1 protein-coding gene is annotated in these 697 nt (G+C 68.3%); it reads left to right on the top strand.

The window, feature by feature from the left end:
* Positions 1-69: 69 nt before the first annotated feature.
* On the top strand, positions 70-697 hold a 628-nt coding region (locus tag ACYVDG_RS32715), incomplete at its 3' end, for a transposase domain-containing protein (RefSeq protein WP_460764204.1).

The raw sequence follows: 697 nt of genomic DNA, 5'->3' as shown, positions 1-697 counted from the left end.
TTTTGTGTGTTTTGGCTGCTCACGGCGGTGCGATTAGAACTACCACCCCGGACCGGTAGCTTCGCTTATGTGCCGCACCACCACGAAACCGATACCACCCCGCAGGGGCTGCTGACCGACTACCTGGACCTGCAAGTGCTGGGAGCCCGCTACCCCCGCCACCTGATACAGCAGGCCCTAGCCGAGACCGGCAAGACCCAAAAACGCTCCCGAGCCCTGCCCGCGCACGTGATGATGCGCTTTTCCATCGCCCAGGGCCTACACCCCGCGAAGGGATCCGACGCCCTCATGCGCGAGTTGGCCGGAACCCTGCGCACCACCCGCTCATGGTCCAAGGACTGGAAGGTACCCACCACCTCCGCGATCGCCCAAGCCCGAGCACGACTGGGACCCGAACCCCTGGCCGAACTGTTCGAGCGGGCCTGCCTGCCCATGTCGGGCCTGGCCACCCCCGGCGGCTTCTGCGGCTCTTTGCGACTGGTCTCGATGGACGGCACCGCCCTGGACGTGGCCGACACAGGCGCCAACGCCGACCACTTCGGCTACGCCAGCAACGACGCCGACCGGTCGGCCTTTCCCAAAGCCCGCGTGCTCACCCTCAACGAGGTGGGCACCCACGCCGCGATCGGCGCGGCGATCGGCCCCTGGTCCGCCGGAGAGCGCACCCTGGCCGCTGACCTGGCCCGCCTGACCGACG

The organism is Nocardiopsis oceani, from assembly GCF_054777395.1.
Note: the sequence above shows the minus strand (reverse complement) of the source record. Positions and strands in the feature narration are given on the sequence as shown.